Raw genomic sequence first — 16,774 nt, forward strand, 5'->3', positions numbered from 1 at the left:
TGTTCTCTCAATGACCGGCCAGCAACGTCCCCATTAATCCATAAAAGAAAAGTGAACTATGTCGCTGCATACACCTAAAGAGATCGCCCAACTGGCGATTCAAGCTGGCGTGGCTAAAAGCCGCCTGCCTATCTCCACCTTGTTGATTCTTGGCTTTATGGCCGGTGCGTTTATCGCCACTGGCTTCCTGCTCGATCTGCATGTCATTAACCAACTGCCTGCTGAATGGGGTTCATTCGGCGTGCTGCTCGGCGCTGCGGTGTTCCCGGTCGGGTTGATCATGACGGTACTGGCGGGCGGCGAGCTGCTGACCGGCAATATGATGACGATGCCCATCGCCTGGTTCGCTCGTCGCATCAGTGGCTTCAGCGTTCTGCGTAACTGGTTTTGGGTTACCCTCGCCAATTTCATTGGCAGCGTTGCGGTTGCATGGTTCTTTGGTCACATGCTGGGCATGACCGAAGGCGATTACCTGAAAAAAACCGTGGCGATTGCGCACGCAAAAGTGAATGCCGATTTCCTGCACGCCTTTATTTCCGGCGTGGGCTGCAACTGGCTGGTGTGTCTGGCGGTGTGGCTCGCCTTCGCCAGTAAAGATGTGGTAGGTAAAATTTTCGGTATGTGGTTCCCGGTGATGGCGTTCGTGGCGATTGGCTTCCAGCACGTCGTCGCAAACATGTTTATTGTTCCGGCAGCAATTTTTGCCGGGCAGATGAGCTGGGCGGAATTTGCGCCAAACGTGATCGCGGTGTTCCTCGGTAACGGCGTGGGCGGTGCAATTTTTGTTGGCCTCACCTATTTCATCGCTTTCCGTCCGGAACAAGCCGCAGTGAGCCAGGCGCAATAACCTAATTTTGCCTTTTGTTGGAGAGCAGAAGGCATTTTCTGTTCAGGTTACTTTTCCCCGTTACGTTTTGTTGTAATATGTAGAACTAATGTATTTAACAGGGACAGCATCGTGAAAAAGGAATGGCTTACCCCCGAGGAGCTCGCGCAGGAAACGGGCTACAGTCGGCAAACGGTGAATAAATGGATCAAGCGTGAAAACTGGACAACCACGCCAAAGCCCGGTGTTCAGGGCGGTAAAGCGCGATTGATCCATATAGATGAGCGCGTAAAGAGCTTTGTTCAATCCACCCGCCACGCGAACGAACCGGCGGCTAATTACGGTGCACAACAAAATACGTTACCTGCGTTATTAATAAATTCTGTCCAGCAAATGACGGCAGCGGAGCAAGAGCAATTTGCGGCGTTGTTGTTGCGGGAGGGAATTCGAGGCGTAATGGAACGTCTGGGGATTCAGGAAGAATAAATAAGCCGGAAGCAGATGCTTCCGGCTTTTTCATATTATGCGTTTGCTTCGCGCTCCGCGATGAAAGCCAGCGCTTTTTCGATTCGCGCAACGCTGCGGCTGCGACCAATTGCTTCCACCGTCACATCCAGCGCCGGTGACTGACCAGAACCGGTCACCGCTACACGCAGTGGCATACCGACTTTACCCATCCCCAGCTCCAGCTCATCTGCCGCAGACTGAATTGCATGATGCACATTCTCTGCGTTCCAGTTGCTGTCGCTGATTGCAGCCAGTTTGTCGCGCACCACTTCCAGCGGCTGACGCGCGACCGGACGCAGATGCTTCTTCGCCGCGTCAGCATCAAAGGCTTCAAACTCTTCATAGAAGTAACGGCAAGATGCCGCGATCTCTACCAGGGTTTTGCAACGCTCGCCCAACAAGGTAACCAGCTTTGCCAGCTCCGGACCGGTGCGGGTATCAATCTTCTGCTGCTCAATATGCCATTGCAGCTGCGTAGCAACGTACTCCGGCGGCAGCGTATTAATGTAGTGATGATTCAGCCACTGCAGTTTTTCAGTATTGAAAGCACTGGCCGACTTACTCACGGCATCCAGAGTGAACAGCTCTGCCATTTCCGGCACGCTGAAAATCTCCTGATCGCCATGTGACCAGCCAAGACGTACCAGATAGTTGAGCAGCGCTTCCGGCAAATAACCGTCATCACGATACTGCATCACGCCAACAGCGCCATGACGCTTGGACAACTTCTTACTGTCATCGCCGAGGATCATTGATACGTGCGCGTAGGTTGGCACTTCTGCACCGATCGCTTTCAGGATATTGATCTGGCGTGGCGTGTTGTTGATATGGTCTTCACCACGAATCACGTGAGTGATGCCCATATCCCAGTCATCCACCACCACACAGAAGTTATAGGTGGGTGAACCGTCGGTACGACGAATGATCAGGTCATCCAGTTCCTGGTTGCTGAATTCAATCGGGCCACGAATCTGATCGTCAAAGATGACAGAACCGTCCTGCGGGTTGCGGAAGCGCACCACGCACGGCTCATCAGCGGCGTGATGTTCATGGCTGTCGCGGCAGCGACCGTCATAACGCGGTTTTTCGCCTTTTTCCATCTGCTCTTCACGCAGCGCATCGAGACGTTCTTTGCTGCAGTAGCATTTATAGGCCGTGCCCGCTTCCAGCATGTCGTCGATCACCGCGTTGTAGCGATCAAAACGCTTGGTCTGATAATACGGACCTTCATCCCAGTTAAGGCTCAGCCAGTTCATACCATCCATAATGGCTTCAATGGCTTCCGGTGTGGAACGCTCCAGATCGGTATCTTCGATACGCAGAACGAATTCGCCTTTGTTATGGCGAGCATAAAGCCAGGAGTAAAGAGCAGTACGAGCACCGCCTACGTGCAGATAGCCCGTTGGGCTGGGTGCGAAGCGAGTTTTGATTTTCATTCAGCATTGCCTTAAATGCGCAGGTTTCATTGTCTGGATGACAAAAAAACGGGTTAACGCGAAAAAACAGTGCGCACATTCTAGCAGGTGAGGCTGATTCCTCAATGATTGTCGCGGTGGCATCCCGGTTTGCTGTGCGCTTTTCTGCTAATAAAACCAGCACATTGGCGAAAAGCGCCCCACGATGATTATTTTTAAAGCGAACGCACATTTAAGTTTTAAAAACCGTTGACTCACTTTGAAGGATCCCTATAATGCGACTCCACACAGCGGGGGTGATTAGCTCAGTTGGTAGAGCATCTCCCTTACAAGGAGGGGGTCGGCGGTTCGAGCCCGTCATCACCCACCACTCTTTAGAAGGTTTAAAGATGGCCCGCAGTGAACAAGAGATAAGATATGGGTGATTAGCTCAGTTGGTAGAGCATCTCCCTTACAAGGAGGGGGTCGGCGGTTCGAGCCCGTCATCACCCACCATATCTTAGTCAGATGACACTCTTGTTAAGCAGTACCGAAGTGGGTGATTAGCTCAGTTGGTAGAGCATCTCCCTTACAAGGAGGGGGTCGGCGGTTCGAGCCCGTCATCACCCACCACTTCGGGTCGTTAGCTCAGTTGGTAGAGCAGTTGACTTTTAATCAATTGGTCGCAGGTTCGAATCCTGCACGACCCACCAATGTAAAAAGGCGCCCTAAAGGCGCCTTTTTGCTATGCGTTAAATCTGTGGTTAATGCGACAAATCCCAACAAAACCTTTTCGCAAGTTTAACACTCCCTGCCCTCAAGCCTCCTTATACTCTGACCGATAACGATAATGGTCTATTGCAAGGAGAAAACCATGTCTATATCCAGCGTAGGTAGTGTCAGTACCGCAAGTAGCGGCGGCGGTTCCACCTCAGAAATCGCCAGCCTCTATAAACAGATTCAATCCATTACTAAGCAGCTGAAAGATCTTTCCAGCGACGATACGCTCACCGATGAGCAAAAGTCTGAACAGGAGCAGATGCTGCAATCACAGATTCAAATGATTGAAGCGCAAATCGCGCAGATTGAGCAGCAGCAAGCTGAGAAAGCGCAACAGAAACAGGAAGCACAGCAACCTGCGGCCACCAAAGCTGATGGTATTAACCGCCCAACTGATACCAATCAAATCAACGTGTACGTTTAAAACGCCGGCTTTAGCATGCGTTGTTGCGTCAGCAGGGCTGCCTGCTGGCGCACTTCCTGCCAGATCGCTTCTGCGGCGGGTGTCAGCGAGCGGTTTTTGCGCTTTATCAGCATCAGGCTGCGATTAATTTCCGGATAAAGACGCCGCACCGTGAGTTTGCGTCCTGACGGCAGCGGCAAGGCCAGCGCAGGCAGAATACTGATGCCAATTCCCGCTTCCACCATCGGATAAAGCGTAGCGGGATGACCGATTTCCTGCACCACATGCACACTCAACGCCAGCTGTTGCAGCGCGGCATCAACTAACACGCGACTGCCAGAAGCATAATCCTGCAGCACCATATTGCGTCCCGCCAGCATCGACCATTGCGCCTGTTCAATTTGCGCCAGCTCGTCATCTTCATGACACAGCAGTAAAAAAGGCTCCTGCAAAATCTCTTCGCTGTCGAAATCAGTGTCGTTGAGCGGGCCAATTACAATGCCAAAATCAACCTCCGCATTGCGTACGCTTTGCAGCACCCATTGCTGTACGCGGTCATGCAGGATGACGCGGATATCCGGATAGCGCTGCTGGCTGCTGGCCAGGCACTGCGGCATCAGATGGGCAGAAGGCGTTTGGCTGGCGGCAACACGCACCGTGCCGCTGCGCTGTTCGCCATAGCTGCGCACATCCAACACGGTGGTATTGAGGTCGTCCAGCAGACGATTAAGCCGTGTGGCCAGCTGCTGCCCCGCCTCGGTCAGCATTACTTCCCGCGTAGTGCGATCGAGTAAGCGCACGCCCATTTCCGCTTCCAGCTCTTTAATGCTATGGCTGACCGCCGATTGACTTAAACCAATCGCTTGGCCGGCCAGACTGAAGCTGCCGTGATGCGCCACCGCGACAAAGGTACGCAACTGACGTAAGGTGTAATTCATCGATATCGCTCATAGATTGATGCAATAAATCAATTTTATTTCTAAACCCAGCAGGCGCACAATCAGCACCATCATTTTTTTAAATTTAACCGGATTTTAACAATGGGATTTTTACGCCTCGATCCGATGATGATTAAACTCATCATTACCGTGCTGCTGGCCAGCTTTATTCCTGCCAAAGGCGTCTTTGTCGATATCTTCGAATATCTGACCACCGCCGCCATCGCCCTGCTGTTCTTTATGCATGGCGCCAAACTGTCGCGCGAGAAGATCATTGCCGGCAGCAGCCACTGGCGTTTGCACTTGTGGATTATGTGCAGCACCTTTGTAATTTTCCCGATTATTGGTTTGCTGATTGTCTGGTGGCATCCGGTTAACGTCAGCCCGGAGATTTACACCGGCTTTATCTATCTGTGTATTCTGCCAGCGACCGTGCAATCCTCAATCGCCTTCACCTCAATGGCGGGCGGCAACGTCGCCGCTGCGGTCTGTGCAGCTTCAGCCTCCAGCCTGCTCGGCGTATTTGTCTCGCCGCTGCTGGTGAATCTGGTGATGAATGTGCATAGCGAAATGCCGGGCAACGGTCTGGAGCAGATTGGCAAAATTATGCTGCAACTGCTGGTGCCGTTTGTTTTAGGACATCTGTCGCGTCGCTGGATTGGCGCGTGGGTCGAGAAGCATCGCAGCCTGATTGGTAAAACCGACCAAACCTCGATTCTGCTGGTGGTTTACTCCGCCTTCAGTGAAGCGGTGGTGAACGGCATTTGGCATCGCGTGGGCGTGGATACCTTGCTATGGATTCTGGTTGGCAGCGTGCTGGTGCTGTTTATCGCACTGGCGATTAACCTGGCGGCATCGCGCCTGTTTGGCTTCAGCCGTGCGGACGAGATTGTGGTGCTGTTCTGTGGCTCGAAAAAGAGTCTGGCGAACGGTGTCCCGATGGCCAACATCCTGTTCCCGGCCAGTTCCGTGGGGATAATCGTGCTGCCGCTGATGATTTTCCATCAGGTGCAGTTAATGGTGTGTTCTTTCATTGCCCAGCGCTACAAAGCCGGCAATGAAAAACGGCTGGCGCAGCAGCAAGTAGAAGCGCAGAAGTCCTAAATATTACGGCCCGCAAAAGCGGGCCGTTTTGTTATTCATTGCGCTTGAGCGGTTTGATTAAACCTTCCAGCCCTTCGATCTTGATGGTCAGCGTCAGCTGCATCAATTCGCCTAACTTACCGGCCGGGAATTCATCTTTGCGAGCGAACCACAGCAAATACTCCTCCGGCACATCAATCAGCGCTCTGCCCTTGTACTTGCCGAACGGCATCACGGTATTGGCGATTTCAACCAGTTGCTGTTTATCCACATTACGCTCCGAGCAGGCGAATCATTTCCGCTTCGTCGATCACCGGAATGCCGAGCTCCTGCGCTTTCGCCAGCTTGGAACCGGCCGCTTCCCCCGCAATCAGCAAATCGGTTTTCTTCGACACGCTACCGCTCACTTTAGCGCCCAACGCTACCAGACGCTCTTTGGCATCATCGCGATTCATCTGCGACAGAGAGCCGGTCAGTACCACGGTTTTACCGGCAAATGGACTATCAATTTCTTCGACATTGACCACTTCAACCTGCGGCCAGTGCACGCCAATCTCTTCAGTAAGATCGCGAATAACGGCGCGGTTGCTCTCTTCATCCATAAAGTTACGCACATGCGTCGCCACCACTTTGCCGACATCTTGTACTTCAATCAGCGCATCGAGATCGGCGTTCATCACCTTTTCCAGCTCGCCAAAGTGATTGGCAAGGTTGGCGGCAGTGGCTTCGCCCACTTCGCGAATACCCAGCGCATAGAGGAAACGTGCCAGCGTGGTGGATTTGGCCTTTTCCAGCGCATCAACCACATTCTGAGCCGATTTAGGGCCCATGCGATCGAGTCCGGTTAGCTTACCGGCAGTAAGGCGGAACAGATCGGCTGGCGTTAAGACGTACTCTTTCTCCACCAACTGATCGATGATCTTATCGCCCATGCCATCGACATCCATCGCACGACGCGAAACGAAGTGTTTAAGCGCTTCTTTACGCTGCGCGCCACAAATCAGGCCGCCGGTGCAGCGCGTCACGACTTCACCTTCCACGCGTTCAACGTCTGAACCGCACACCGGGCAATGACCTGGGAAGACGATTTCACGCGTCTCTGCCGGGCGCTCCGATTCCACCACGTTGACCACTTGCGGAATCACGTCACCAGCGCGGCGAATCACCACCTTGTCGCCAATGCGCAAACCCAGTCGGGCAATTTCATCAGCGTTGTGCAGCGTGGCATTACTTACCACAACGCCCGCAACCTGAACCGGCTCCAGACGCGCGACGGGCGTAATCGCGCCGGTGCGGCCCACCTGGAATTCGACATCGCGCACGAACGTCATCTGTTCCTGCGCCGGGAATTTAAAAGCCACAGCCCAGCGCGGCGCACGCGCCACAAAGCCGAGCTGCTCCTGCAGCGCCTGAGAATCGACCTTGATAACCACGCCATCAATATCGAAGCCGAGCAACGGGCGTTCCTGCTCAATCTGACGATAAAACGCCAGCACCTCATCGGCACTGTGTGCCAAACGAATACGATCGGTGACTGGCAATCCCCACGCCTTAAACTGTTGCAGACGTTGCCAATGGCTGGCGGGCATTTCACCGCCTTCCAGCAGACCAAAACCGTAGCAGAAGAAGGTCAGTGGACGTTTAGCGGTGATGCGCGGATCGAGCTGGCGCAGTGAACCGGCCGCGGCGTTGCGTGGATTAGCAAAGACTTTCGCGCCGGTGCGACGCGCTTCTTCATTCAGCTTTTCAAAACCGCTTTCGGTGATAAACACTTCGCCGCGCACTTCAACACGTGCAGGGATGTTATCGCCATGCAGACGCAGCGGAATGGCGTGAATTGTGCGCACGTTCGCCGTGATGTTCTCGCCAGTGGTACCATCTCCGCGCGTCGCCGCACGCACCAGCAGGCCATCTTCATACAGCAAGCTCACGGCTAGACCATCCAGCTTGAGCTCGCAGCAGTAAGTCAATTCGTCAGTGCTTTTAAGGCGATCCTGCACGCGTTTATTAAAGGCAAGGAAGCCCGCTTCATCAAAGGTGTTGTCCAGCGATAACATCGGCACTTCATGACGCACTTGCTCAAAAGCCGCCAGCGGTGCCGCACCCACGCGTTGGGTGGGTGAATCAGGGGTGATCAAATCAGGATGTGCGCTTTCCAGCTCGCGCAGCTGAACCATCAATCGGTCATACTCTGCATCCGGAATTTCCGGCGTATCCATCACGTGGTAGAGATATTCGTGGTGACGTAACGTGGTGCGCAGCGCGGTGATCTGCTCCTGAACCGATTTCATAGTCTCTTATCCGATAAAAAACCCCCGACAGGCGGGGGTTATATTTGTTTTGACTCAGCTAGCGGCGATTAACCGATAACTTCGCGAATACGCGTTTTGTAGGTTTCCAGCTTCTGCGGCGTCATCATGCGACGCTCATCATCCAGCACCACGCCGCCTACATCATCAGCGATACGCTGCGCGGATTGCAGCATCAGCTTGAAGTTCTGATTCGCATCGCCGTACGACGGCACCATCATGAAGATCGAGACGCCAGGCGTTGAGAAATTCCCCATTTGATCCGGATCGAATGAACCCGGCTTCACCATGTTCGCCAGGCTAAACAGCACCGGACCGCTGCCGGCTGGGCTAAGATGGCGATGGAAAATGTTCATCTCACCAAACTGGAATCCGGCCTGCAGGATGCCCTGCAACAGCGCTTCACCGTTCAGTTCGCCGCCCGCATGTGCAGCGACGTGCAGCACTAATACGGCCTCTTTTTTACTGCCAGGCGCAGCAGCCGCTGGCTGTGGCGCTTCTGGTTGATGTGCAACTGGCGCTTCAGGTTCGAATTCTGGCTCTTCTGCGGCGAGGAATTCAGGTGCAGGTTGAGTCGCGGAAAGCGGTTCGTTATCCAGCAAAGGATCGGCCTGAATTGGTTGTGGTGCAGGCGCTGGCGCTGGCTTCGCCACTGGCGCTTGCGGCGCAGCCGGCTTACGCACGTCTGGCTCGTTATCCAGCAGCGGATCGCCTAATAATGGGTCAGCCTGACGTGATGCCGGTTGACGCACAGGTTCAGGCGCACGCGGCGCGCTCGCTGGACGTGCAGTGAATTCAGGTTCTTCATCCGCATCACGAGGACGACGTACACGGACTTCGCCGACGCCATCATCTTCTTCGCTCAGCAGATCTTCATCGGCTTCTTCGCGCTGTTTCAGACGTTTGTGCGGGCGATCACGAAACACGGAGGAGCGCTCTTTACGGCTGGTCCACAGTCCATGAAGTAGCAGCGCTATTATGGCGATCGCGCCAACAACGATTAATATCAGACGCAAATCCTGCATCATTGTATTCTCTGTTGTTCCAATACCTTGCCACCACGGCAAACTTTATCCTCTAACTGTATTTGCCCAGCTAAACAAGTGCAAGTCTGTGCAGTATTTTCTGACAAATTAGATAGCTGCCCCACGCTTTTTTGCTGTTTTTTCGCGCAAACACTGCCTGAAGCCGATAAAAAGCCAGGTTATGATGGTCGCGCCGCTATATTTAGGAGAAAGGCTCGCTATGCCCGCAGGAAATTCGGTCTCAACATTTAATGGTGTTCACTACTTCGCTGAAGGATGGAAACTGGTGCGCCTGCCCGGCATTCGTCGCTATGTCATCATGCCGCTACTGATCAACATCGTGCTACTTGGCGGTGCCTTTATCTGGTTGTTTCAGCGCTTGGGGCAGTGGATCCCGGCTTTAATGTCACATATCCCTGACTGGCTGCAGTGGCTGAGTTATCTGCTATGGCCGCTCTCAGTGATTTCGATTGTGTTGGTATTCAGTTACTTCTTTTCGACTCTGGCAAATCTGATTGCCGCGCCCTTCTGTGGCTTGCTCGCCGAGCAACTTGAAGGGCGATTGACCGGAACGCCATTACCAGATAGCGGTTGGGTGGGCCTGATAAAAGACATACCGCGCATCATGAAGCGAGAGTTTCAGAAGCTCGGCTACTATTTGCCGCGTGCGCTTGGTTTGCTGTTGCTGCACTTTATCCCCGGCTTTGGACAAACGGTGGCGCCAGTTCTATGGTTTTTATTCAGTGCGTGGATGTTGTCCGTGCAGTATTGCGACTACCCATTTGATAACCACAAAGTGAGTTTCCAGCAGATGCGCCAGGCGTTGCGCCAGCACAAAAGCGCAAATATGCAATTTGGTGCGCTGGTTAGCCTGTTCACCATGATCCCGATTATCAATCTGGCGATTCTGCCGGTTGCGGTATGCGGTGCAACGGCCATGTGGGTGGATCGTTATCATGCACAACATGCACGCCGCTAAAGCTTTAAATCGTCTTATGCATTTTTGCGTAAGGCTTATGGTTGTGCGCTATATAGATATGCGATTTCTTTCCTTCCGCACATCATTAGAAAAGGTATGCTCTGAGGGTTCCCAATATTTCATACAGTTAAGGACGAGCTATGAGTAAGATCTATGAAGACAACTCTCTGACAATTGGTCATACGCCGCTGGTTCGACTGAACCGCATCGGTAACGGCCGCATTCTGGCTAAGGTCGAGTCGCGCAACCCGAGCTTCAGCATCAAATGCCGTATCGGTGCCAATATGATTTGGGACGCGGAAAAACGCGGTATTTTGAAGCCGGGCGTTGAGCTGGTTGAACCAACCAGCGGTAACACCGGTATTGCGCTGGCTTACGTCGCCGCAGCGCGCGGTTACAAGCTGACGCTAACCATGCCAGAAACCATGTCAATTGAGCGCCGCAAGCTGCTGAAAGCGCTGGGAGCTAACCTGGTGCTAACCGAAGGTCCTAAAGGCATGAAAGGTGCCATCGCGAAGGCGGAAGAGATTGTCGCCAGCGATCCGGACAAATATGTGCTGTTGCAGCAGTTCAGCAACCCAGCCAACCCGGAAATCCACGAAAAAACCACCGGTCCAGAAATTTGGGAAGACACCGACGGCGAAGTGGACGTGTTTATTGCGGGAGTGGGCACCGGCGGTACGCTGACAGGCGTGAGCCGCTACATCAAGAATACCAAAGGCAAGACCGAGTTGATTACCGTTGCCGTTGAGCCAACCGATTCACCGGTTATTGCTCAGGCACTGGCGGGCGAAGAGATCAAACCAGGCCCACATAAAATTCAGGGCATCGGTGCCGGCTTCATTCCTGGCAACCTTGATCTGGAATTGATCGACCGCGTAGTGGCGATCACCAATGAAGAAGCCATTAGCACCGCCCGTAAGCTGATGGAAGAAGAAGGTATTTTAGCAGGTATCTCTTCAGGTGCTGCCGTTGCTGCAGCGCTGAAGCTGCAAGAAGATGAAGCCTTCGCCAACAAGAACATCGTGGTGATTCTGCCCTCCTCTGGCGAACGTTATTTAAGTACCGCATTGTTTGCCGATCTCTTCACTGAGAAAGAACTCCAGCAGTGATGCTTAAAGTCTGAAACTGACGAAAAAAGCACCCGAATGGGTGCTTTTTTGTGGTGCAGATCTCACTTTTATCACCAGACAGATTGCTTTCAGTGATGCGGCTCTGGTATTTAAGCTTCCAATTATTTCGGTGCCTGAAATTAATCTGCCTTTGAAGTGGATCAAGCTGAATCGATTTACTGATTTGGCGAAACGGCGAATCACGGCATAATGAGAAGAGTGACGCATTCTTGCAGTTTTTGATCTGTCACTGTTAATGACGTACTCATTCGAGCGCATTTTATGGTGAGCTTAAAGCCATACCAGCGCACCTACACAGGCTAAAGTTACGGCTCCAGGCTAGACTTTAGATCCATAACACCAAACCTGATAAAGTTGGGGAAATAGAATGTTCCAGCAAGAAGTTACCATTACCGCACCTAACGGCCTTCATACTCGTCCTGCAGCCCAGTTCGTTAAAGAAGCAAAGGCTTTTAATTCAGAAATCAATGTGACCTCTAATGGCAAATCTGCCAGCGCGAAAAGCCTGTTCAAACTGCAGACTTTGGGTCTGACTCAAGGTACGGTTGTTACGCTGTCTGCTGAAGGTGAAGACGAGCAGCAAGCGGTTGAGCACCTGGTCAAGCTGATGGCTGAGCTGGAGTAACCGGCTCAGTTCGCAACTAAACCGACCCCTTTGCCCCATTGAGTGCAAATATCTTGATCGCGGACAATCTGTCCGCGTTATTGCATCTTTAGAGTACTGCTCCGCGACAGTGGCGACGCATCGGGTCAATGAGCCATCGTGATTAAAAGGTAGGGTTATGATTTCAGGCATTTTAGCATCACCGGGTATCGCTTTCGGCAACGCACTTTTGCTGAAGGAAGATGAGATCGTCATCAGCCGTAAAAAAATTACTGACGATCAGGTTGAGCAGGAAGTTCAGCGCTTCCTCGATGGACGCAGCAAAGCTGCTTCACAGCTCGAAGCCATTCGCATTAAAGCCGGTGAAACCTTCGGTGAAGAGAAAGCGGCGATCTTTGAAGGTCACATCATGCTGCTCGAAGACGAAGAGCTTGAGCAGGAAATCATCGACCTCATCAAGAAAGACCACGCTACCGCGGACGCCGCTGCTCACACCGTGATTGAAGGCCAGGCCGTTGCACTGGAAGAACTGGATGACGAATACCTGAAAGAGCGTGCGGCTGACGTACGTGATATTGGTAAGCGTCTGCTGCAGAACATTCTCGGTCTGCACATTGTCGACCTGAGCGCGATTGCTGACGAATCTATTCTGGTGGCGAAAGATTTAACGCCGTCAGAAACCGCACAGCTAAACCTGAAGAAGGTGCTGGGCTTTATTACCGATCTGGGAGGGCGTACTTCTCACACCTCGATCATGGCGCGTTCGCTTGAGCTGCCTGCGATTGTCGGCACCGGCAACGTGACTGCCACCGTGAAAAACGGTGATTTCCTGATCATTGATGGCGTGAACAACAAAATTTACGTCAATCCAACTGATGACGTGCAGGAAGAACTGAAGGCAATTCAGACTCAATATCTTTCTGAAAAGCATGAACTGGCGAAACTGAAAGATCTGCCAGCCATTACGCTGGACGGTCATCAGGTTGAAGTCTGCGCTAACATCGGTACCGTGCGCGATGTCGCCGGTGCAGAGCGCAACGGCGCGGAAGGTGTTGGCCTGTATCGTACCGAGTTCCTGTTTATGGACCGTGATTCACTGCCAACCGAAGAAGAACAATTCCAGGCATATAAAGCCGTGGCTGAAGCCGTGGGTTCGCAGGCGGTTATCGTGCGTACCATGGACATCGGCGGCGACAAAGATCTGCCTTACATGAACCTGCCGAAAGAAGACAACCCGTTCCTCGGCTGGCGCGCGATTCGTATCGCCATGGACCGTAAAGAGATTCTGCATGCGCAGCTGCGCGCGATTCTGCGTGCATCCTCATTCGGTAAACTGCGCATCATGTTCCCAATGATCATTTCAGTAGAAGAAGTTCGCATTCTGAAAGGCGAACTGGAGCTGTTGAAAGCGCAACTGCGTGAAGAAGGCAAATCCTTTGATGAGACCATCGAAGTCGGCATCATGGTTGAAACGCCAGCATCCGCAGTGATTGCTCGCCATCTGGCGAAAGAAGTCGACTTCTTTAGTATTGGGACAAATGACCTGACGCAGTATACTCTGGCGGTCGATCGTGGTAATGATTTGATTTCACACCTCTATAACCCAATGACGCCGTCTGTTCTTGGCCTCATTAAGCAAGTGATCGACGCATCACATGCCGAAGGGAAATGGACCGGCATGTGTGGTGAGCTGGCTGGTGATGAACGTGCTACACTACTGTTACTGGGAATGGGGCTGGACGAATTCAGCATGAGCGCCATTTCAATCCCAAGCATCAAGAAAATCATTCGTAATACTAATTTCGAAGATGCGAAGGCATTGGCGGAGCAGGCTCTGGATCAACCAACAGCGGATGATTTGATGAATTTGGTCAACAAGTTCATTAAAGAAAAAACGCTCTGCTGATCCACGGACGCTAGCCTCAAATTACTGCTTAGGAGAAGATCATGGGTTTGTTTTCTAAACTTTTTGGCGAAAAATCAGAGAGCGCGTCAGGCACTATTGATATCGTTGCGCCTCTGTCAGGCGAAATCGTAAATATCGAAGACGTACCTGATGTGGTATTCGCTGAGAAAATCGTGGGTGACGGTATCGCAATCAAACCAACCGGCAACAAAATGGTTGCACCGGTTGATGGTACTATCGGCAAGATTTTCGAAACTAACCACGCATTTTCAATCGAGTCTGATAACGGTATCGAACTGTTTGTTCACTTCGGTATCGACACGGTTGAGCTCAAAGGTGAAGGTTTCAAACGCATCGCTGAAGAAGGCCAGAAGGTTAAGAAAGGCGACGTGGTGATCGAGTTTGATCTGGCACTGCTGGAAGAGAAAGCGAAATCCACGCTGACGCCGGTTGTAATCTCTAACATGGACGAGATTAAAGACCTGATCAAACTCTCCGGTCAGGTAACTGTGGGCGAGACTCCGGTTATCCGCATTAAAAAGTAAACTTCGGCTGATTCGTGAGAATTGCAAAACGGCACCCAATGGGTGCCGTTTTTTGTTTACTTAACTCTGTATGTGCGAGGAGCGGTCAGGACGACGGGTCAGATCGTAAAGACGGCATAAACCGTCCCTGGGCCTCGGCCCGCGCCGTCCATGGCGCGGGACGCTTTACTCCTCTGCCCCGTCGTCCTGCCCGGTGTAGCAAATGTGCGCGTTATCAGGAAAAATCATTCCTGTTTCCAGCGCGGTAACCTTAACGTTAACTCCAGACCACCTTCCGGGCGATTTACCGCCTGAACTTCACCGTGATGCGCCAGAATCACCTTACGCACAATCGATAGCCCCAAACCGTAGCCTTTGCCCATCAGCGGAGAATTAACCCGTACAAAAGGATCGAAGATGCTCGAAAGCTTCTCATCGTCCACGCCCGGCCCTTGATCGCGCACGCTAATTGCCAGCCACTGATTTTCCGCCTGCAGCCGCACGTTGATGTGCTGCCCTTTGTGCGAGAATCGCAGCGCATTGCGCAGCACATTCTCCACACCACGACGAATCAGTTCCGCATTGCCGTGAACGGTGTAATCGGCATTCTCATCCACCTGAAAATCGACAATCACGCCGGGAATCTGCGCTTCGTAGCGCACATCGGTCACCACCGCATGCAGCAGGCCGGTAAGGTCGAAATATTGTTCCCCAGGCATGCTTTCGTGCTCAGCGCGCGAAAGCGTCAGCAGCTCGCCAATCATCTTGTCGAGGCGTCGGGCTTCCTCATCAATGCGATTGAGCGAGGATTCGACGGATTCCGGCGTCTGCCGCGCCAGGCCGGTCGCCAGCTGCAAGCGCGCCAGCGGTGAACGCAACTCGTGAGAGATATCATGCAGCAGCTCCTCACGCGCTTTCACCAGCGTATCGAGGCGCTCCACCATCGCATCAAAATCCTGCGCAACGTTCGAGAGCTCATCATGGCGTTTACGCATCACCGGATAGAGCCGCACCGACAAATCACCGCTGGAGACGCGCGCAAAGCCCTCACGCAGTTGACGCATGGGTCGCGTCAGGTTCCACGCCAGCAGCAGGCTAAACAGCAGCCCCAATGCGCCAGCGAAGGTAAACATCGGTTCGGGGATATTCAGGATGCGACGCGGCCGGCCGCCGCCCATTGAGCTGTCTTCGCGCAAGCCTTTAACGTCGTAACGCAGCTCATACTGTTTGCCATCCTGCCCTTTCACCCAGCGCACAATCACATCAGGAAACGGTCCCTGAAAGGGTTCGTTGATGCTTTCTGGCGGCACATTGTTGGGCGTCGCAGCGGGCTTATCGTGCTGGATCACCGAGAAGAATTGCCGATCGTTCGGTTCCCAGTCGGCCATCATGTCATCAAGCGAACTGGGACCACCGCGCTCCAGTACTGAAACCGCCGACGCCATCTGCAGATTGACGATACGCCGAATTGCCACCAATTCTGGCGGCTCATGTCGATTACCGGAGAGCGTAAAGCCCAGCCACAACAGCTGGCTGATGATGACGAACACAATCCAGAAGCCCAGCAAAATCTTCCAGAACATGCGGCCGCGATAGCTGTGTTTCATCGAATGCGATAACCAATACTGCGCACAGTTTCAATGTTGACGCTGTCGGCGGTTAAGGCAGCCAGCTTTTGACGGATGTTGCTGATATGCACATCAACGCTACGATCGTAAGCTTCGCGCGGACGACCAAGGCCTTTTTCCGACAGCTCATCTTTCGACACCACGCGATCCGGCGCACGCAGCAGCAGATCCAGCAAGTTAAACTCTGAAGCCGTCAGATCGAACGCTTTGCCCTGCCATTCGGTAATACGCGTGGCGGGATTGAGGCTGAGATCGCCCCAGCGCAGCAGCTCTTTCTTATCCGGCAGCGGAGTCTGATCTTCAAAGCGACGCAGCACGGCGCGCAGACGGGCCACCAGTTCACGCGGATAGCACGGTTTCGGCATGTAATCATCCGCACCCATTTCCAGGCCGATCACCCGATCAATATTGTCGCCTTTCGCCGTCAGCATAATTACCGGTAATCGGCTGTTCTGCCGCACCTGGCGCAGCACATCGATGCCGCTCATATCAGGCAGCATGATGTCGAGAATCATTGCGGTATAGTTGCCCGATAACGCGCCTTCCACCCCGGCGCTACCGGTTAAAACCAGTTGTGTTTCAAAACCTTCAGCAATCAGGTATTGGCTCAACATGGTGCCAAGTTCTACATCATCATCAACCAGCAGAATTTTCATCGTTATCTCTCGTGTAAATTGCCGCTATTTTGTCCTGAGTCCACAACGAACGCAGCCGGTTTTACGCGATCCTTACGTT

At 52.9% G+C, this 16,774-nt stretch carries 16 protein-coding genes and 4 tRNA genes; 13 read left to right on the forward strand and 7 right to left on the reverse strand.

What is annotated here, in order from left to right:
- Positions 1-58 precede the first annotated feature (58 nt).
- Together PO881_RS13620 and PO881_RS13625 are read left to right on the forward strand one after the other, a co-directional pair.
- Positions 59-847, forward strand: a complete 789-nt coding sequence (locus PO881_RS13620) for a formate/nitrite transporter family protein (RefSeq protein WP_222184561.1) — start codon at positions 59-61, stop codon at positions 845-847.
- Positions 848-958: 111 nt separating this feature from the next.
- Positions 959-1,312: a YfeC-like transcriptional regulator gene (locus PO881_RS13625; RefSeq protein WP_192411427.1), complete on the forward strand. Its 354-nt coding sequence runs from the start codon at positions 959-961 to the stop codon at positions 1,310-1,312.
- A gap of 35 nt (positions 1,313-1,347) precedes the next feature.
- Here PO881_RS13625 and gltX read toward each other — a convergent pair whose 3' ends face one another.
- Entirely contained in the window at positions 1,348-2,769 is a 1,422-nt protein-coding gene (gene gltX, locus PO881_RS13630; RefSeq protein ID WP_101763585.1) for a glutamate--tRNA ligase, read from the reverse strand.
- A 273-nt stretch (positions 2,770-3,042) separates the two neighbouring features.
- Here gltX and PO881_RS13635 point away from each other — a divergent pair.
- The 5 genes from PO881_RS13635 (at position 3,043) to PO881_RS13655 (ending at position 3,931) form a co-directional block, all read left to right on the forward strand.
- A tRNA-Val gene (locus PO881_RS13635) sits at positions 3,043-3,118 on the forward strand.
- Positions 3,119-3,167: 49 nt separating this feature from the next.
- Positions 3,168-3,243: transfer RNA gene (locus PO881_RS13640), tRNA-Val, on the forward strand.
- 41 nt (positions 3,244-3,284) lie between these two features.
- Positions 3,285-3,360: transfer RNA gene (locus tag PO881_RS13645), tRNA-Val, on the forward strand.
- Positions 3,361-3,364: 4 nt separating this feature from the next.
- A tRNA-Lys gene (locus PO881_RS13650) sits at positions 3,365-3,440 on the forward strand.
- A gap of 161 nt (positions 3,441-3,601) precedes the next feature.
- Positions 3,602-3,931, forward strand: a complete 330-nt coding sequence (locus tag PO881_RS13655; protein ID WP_101763584.1) for a FlxA-like family protein — start codon at positions 3,602-3,604, stop codon at positions 3,929-3,931.
- Here the strand turns inward: PO881_RS13655 and PO881_RS13660 are convergent.
- Positions 3,928-4,848, reverse strand: a complete 921-nt coding sequence (locus tag PO881_RS13660; protein WP_101763583.1) for a LysR family transcriptional regulator — start codon at positions 4,846-4,848, stop codon at positions 3,928-3,930. The two genes, PO881_RS13655 and PO881_RS13660, sit on opposite strands and share 4 nt — an antisense overlap.
- Before the next feature lie 102 nt (positions 4,849-4,950).
- Here PO881_RS13660 and PO881_RS13665 point away from each other — a divergent pair, with 102 nt between their 5' ends.
- On the forward strand, positions 4,951-5,952 hold the full coding sequence (locus tag PO881_RS13665) for a bile acid:sodium symporter family protein (protein ID WP_101763582.1): 1,002 nt from the start codon (positions 4,951-4,953) through the stop codon (positions 5,950-5,952).
- A gap of 31 nt (positions 5,953-5,983) precedes the next feature.
- On the opposite strand, the gene PO881_RS13670 is transcribed toward PO881_RS13665, so the two are convergent.
- From PO881_RS13670 to zipA, 3 genes are all read right to left on the reverse strand, one after another.
- Entirely contained in the window at positions 5,984-6,202 is a 219-nt protein-coding gene (locus tag PO881_RS13670) for a DUF3820 family protein (protein WP_101763581.1), read from the reverse strand.
- A gap of 1 nt (position 6,203) precedes the next feature.
- Complete coding sequence (gene ligA, locus PO881_RS13675) at positions 6,204-8,222, reverse strand: NAD-dependent DNA ligase LigA (RefSeq protein ID WP_192411424.1); 2,019 nt, start codon at positions 8,220-8,222, stop codon at positions 6,204-6,206.
- A 68-nt stretch (positions 8,223-8,290) separates the two neighbouring features.
- Positions 8,291-9,268 carry a cell division protein ZipA gene (gene zipA, locus PO881_RS13680; protein WP_137386242.1) on the reverse strand — a complete coding sequence of 326 codons (978 nt, stop codon included), beginning with the start codon at positions 9,266-9,268 and terminating at the stop codon, positions 8,291-8,293.
- Between the two features lie 217 nt (positions 9,269-9,485).
- Between zipA and cysZ the strand changes: the two genes are divergently transcribed.
- The 5 genes from cysZ (at position 9,486) to crr (ending at position 14,432) form a co-directional block, all read left to right on the forward strand.
- Positions 9,486-10,244 carry a sulfate transporter CysZ gene (gene cysZ / locus PO881_RS13685; protein WP_101763578.1) on the forward strand — a complete coding sequence of 253 codons (759 nt, stop codon included), beginning with the start codon at positions 9,486-9,488 and terminating at the stop codon, positions 10,242-10,244.
- 140 nt (positions 10,245-10,384) lie between these two features.
- Positions 10,385-11,356 carry a cysteine synthase A gene (gene cysK / locus PO881_RS13690; protein ID WP_101763577.1) on the forward strand — a complete coding sequence of 324 codons (972 nt, stop codon included), beginning with the start codon at positions 10,385-10,387 and terminating at the stop codon, positions 11,354-11,356.
- Between the two features lie 388 nt (positions 11,357-11,744).
- Positions 11,745-12,002 (forward strand): phosphocarrier protein Hpr, encoded by a 258-nt coding sequence (gene ptsH, locus PO881_RS13695; protein ID WP_137386243.1) that lies wholly within the window; start codon positions 11,745-11,747, stop codon positions 12,000-12,002.
- A gap of 157 nt (positions 12,003-12,159) precedes the next feature.
- On the forward strand, positions 12,160-13,887 hold the full coding sequence (gene ptsI, locus PO881_RS13700; protein ID WP_110866519.1) for a phosphoenolpyruvate-protein phosphotransferase PtsI: 1,728 nt from the start codon (positions 12,160-12,162) through the stop codon (positions 13,885-13,887).
- A 41-nt stretch (positions 13,888-13,928) separates the two neighbouring features.
- Positions 13,929-14,432: a PTS glucose transporter subunit IIA gene (crr, locus tag PO881_RS13705; protein WP_008107804.1), complete on the forward strand. Its 504-nt coding sequence runs from the start codon at positions 13,929-13,931 to the stop codon at positions 14,430-14,432.
- A 224-nt stretch (positions 14,433-14,656) separates the two neighbouring features.
- Here the strand turns inward: crr and PO881_RS13710 are convergent, their stop codons facing one another.
- A complete protein-coding gene (locus tag PO881_RS13710) occupies positions 14,657-16,018 on the reverse strand; it encodes an ATP-binding protein (RefSeq protein WP_280171935.1) in 1,362 nt (453 codons plus the stop codon).
- On the reverse strand, positions 16,015-16,695 hold the full coding sequence (locus PO881_RS13715) for a response regulator transcription factor (protein ID WP_008107810.1): 681 nt from the start codon (positions 16,693-16,695) through the stop codon (positions 16,015-16,017). Before PO881_RS13715 ends, PO881_RS13710 begins: the two co-directional genes overlap by 4 nt.
- Between the last annotated feature and the right edge of the window lie 79 nt (positions 16,696-16,774).

It is taken from the genome of Pantoea sp. SS70 (assembly GCF_029866845.1).
GTDB classification, from domain to species: Bacteria; Pseudomonadota; Gammaproteobacteria; order Enterobacterales; family Enterobacteriaceae; genus Pantoea; species Pantoea leporis.